Raw genomic sequence first — 1,881 nt, 5'->3', positions numbered from 1 at the left:
GCCTATGCGTCGGACATGAGCCTGCTCGGCACGTCGATCCGGCCGCACGGGGTGTCGTGGCGCACGCCGGGCTTCCAGTCTGCCAGCCTCGACCACGCCATGTGGTTCCACCGACCGACCGACTTCAACGAGTGGCACCTGTACCACCAGGAGAGCCCCTCCGCCTCGGGCGGCCGCGGCTTCAACCTGGGCTACATCTACCGCGCCTCGGACGGCGCTCTGGTGGCGAGCTGCGCGCAGGAAGGCCTGATGCGGATGCGCAAGCCGAAGGTCGCGAAGTAATTCCCTCCCTTAATGGGGAGGGAATTACTCCACCTCGTCCGGCCGCACCGCGACCACCACGCCATCCCCGATCCGCACCTGCGGCACGGCTTCGCGCGTGAACGGCAGGTACCAGGTGGCGCCGCCTTCAGCAGGCGCGATCTCCAGGAGGTCGCCGGCGCCGAAGTCCTGGACGGACTTCACCGTTCCCAGCGCGTCGCCCTCGGGCGTCTGCACGGCAAGACCGATCAGGTCAGTGACGTAGAACTCGTCCTCATCCGGTTCCGGCAGGACGTCTCTCGGGATGTAGAGCTTGAGACCGCGCAGGGCTTCGGCCTGCTCGCGGGTCTCGACTTCCGCCGCGCGCGCGACGACGCCGCCCTTGGCGGCGCGGCCAGCGGTGAGCGTGAGGGCGGGCTTTCCGTCCTCACGCAGCAACGTCTTGTAGTCCACCAGCGCCAACGGCTCGGCCGTGAAGCTGGTGATGCGGACCTCGCCGCGGACCCCGAAGGCGCCCGCGACGCGACCCACCTGGATGAGGTCTGAACTCACCCGTGTGCAGCCTTAGGCCTGCTCTTCGCCTTCGGCGGCGGGCGCCTCTTCAGCAGCGGCCTCGGCGGCCGGGGCCTCTTCGGCGGCGGCTTCAGCGGCCGGGGCCTCTTCAGCGGCGGCTTCGGCGGCCGGAGCTTCCTCGGCAGGGGCTTCTTCAGCAGCGACCTCGGCGGCCGGGGCTTCCTCGGCGACCGGCTCTTCCACCGGCGGCGGGTTGGCGGCGGCTTCAGCGGCGGCGGCGGCGCGGTCGGCTTCGCGCTGGGCCTTCTCCTCGGCGCGTTCCTTGGCCTTCGTGCCCGGCTCGGCCTTCTTCGGGTTGTTGCCGGCTTCCCACTTCACGACGCCGACCTTGCCCAGCTCGCGGGCGACGCGGTCGGTGGGCTGGGCGCCCTTGCTGATCCACTCCTGGATGCGCTCGACCTTCAGGACGACGCGGTTGGGGTCGTCCTTCTTGAGCAGCGGGTTGTACGAACCGACCTTCTCGATGAAGCGGCCGTCGCGGGGCGAGTGGCTGTCGGCGACGACGATCGAGTAGTAGGGGCGCTTCTTGGCGCCGCCACGGGCGAGACGGATCTTCAGCATTGTCTTTAGTCCTTGGTCTGAAAGCTATTTCTTGAAGGGATTGAAGCCGGGTGGGAGGCCGCCGCCGCCCAGCCCGGGTAATTTCATGCCGCCGGGACCGCCGAGGCCTTTCAGCTTCTCGGCCATCTCTTCCATCTGTTCCGGCGAGGGCGCGGGCTGGCCCGTCATCTGGGCGATCTTGCCCATGTCGAGACCGCCGCCGCCGCCCAGCATCTTGGCCATCTGGCCGAAGCCCTTGCCGCCGTTCTTGCTCAGCGCCTTGAAGGCGTCGGCCATCTGGCGGTGCTGCTTCAAAAGGCGGTTCACCTCGGCCACGTCGACGCCCGAGCCGGCGGCGATGCGGCGCTTGCGGGACGCCTGCAGGATGTCCGGCTTCTTCCGCTCGGCCTTGGTCATCGACGAAATGATCGCCACCTGGCGGTCGAACATCTTGTCGTTGAGGCCGCTCTCGGCGATCTGCCGCTTCATCTTCTGGACGCCGGGCAG

Annotated in this window: 3 protein-coding genes and 1 pseudogene; 1 reads left to right on the top strand and 3 read right to left on the bottom strand. The window is 68.7% G+C overall.

Annotation, left to right across the window (positions count from 1 at the left end):
• Positions 1-282: acyl-CoA thioesterase (locus VGD44_RS15455; RefSeq protein ID WP_414694672.1), on the top strand; the 282-nt coding region annotated here is incomplete at its 5' end.
• Positions 283-306: 24 nt separating this feature from the next.
• Here VGD44_RS15455 and rimM read toward each other — a convergent pair.
• The 3 genes and pseudogenes from rimM to VGD44_RS15440 form a co-directional block, all read right to left on the bottom strand.
• Entirely contained in the window at positions 307-813 is a 507-nt protein-coding gene (rimM, locus tag VGD44_RS15450) for a ribosome maturation factor RimM (RefSeq protein WP_331088632.1), read from the bottom strand.
• A gap of 12 nt (positions 814-825) precedes the next feature.
• Positions 826-1,395, bottom strand: coding sequence for a 30S ribosomal protein S16 (gene rpsP / locus VGD44_RS15445; RefSeq protein WP_331088629.1), 570 nt, complete (start codon positions 1,393-1,395; stop codon positions 826-828).
• Between the two features lie 24 nt (positions 1,396-1,419).
• A pseudogene (locus tag VGD44_RS15440) lies at positions 1,420-1,881 on the bottom strand (signal recognition particle protein); the annotation flags it as partial.

It is taken from the genome of Phenylobacterium sp. (assembly GCF_036402295.1).
Classification (GTDB): Bacteria; Pseudomonadota; Alphaproteobacteria; order Caulobacterales; family Caulobacteraceae; genus Phenylobacterium.
This window is presented reverse-complemented; position numbering and strand designations above follow the sequence as displayed.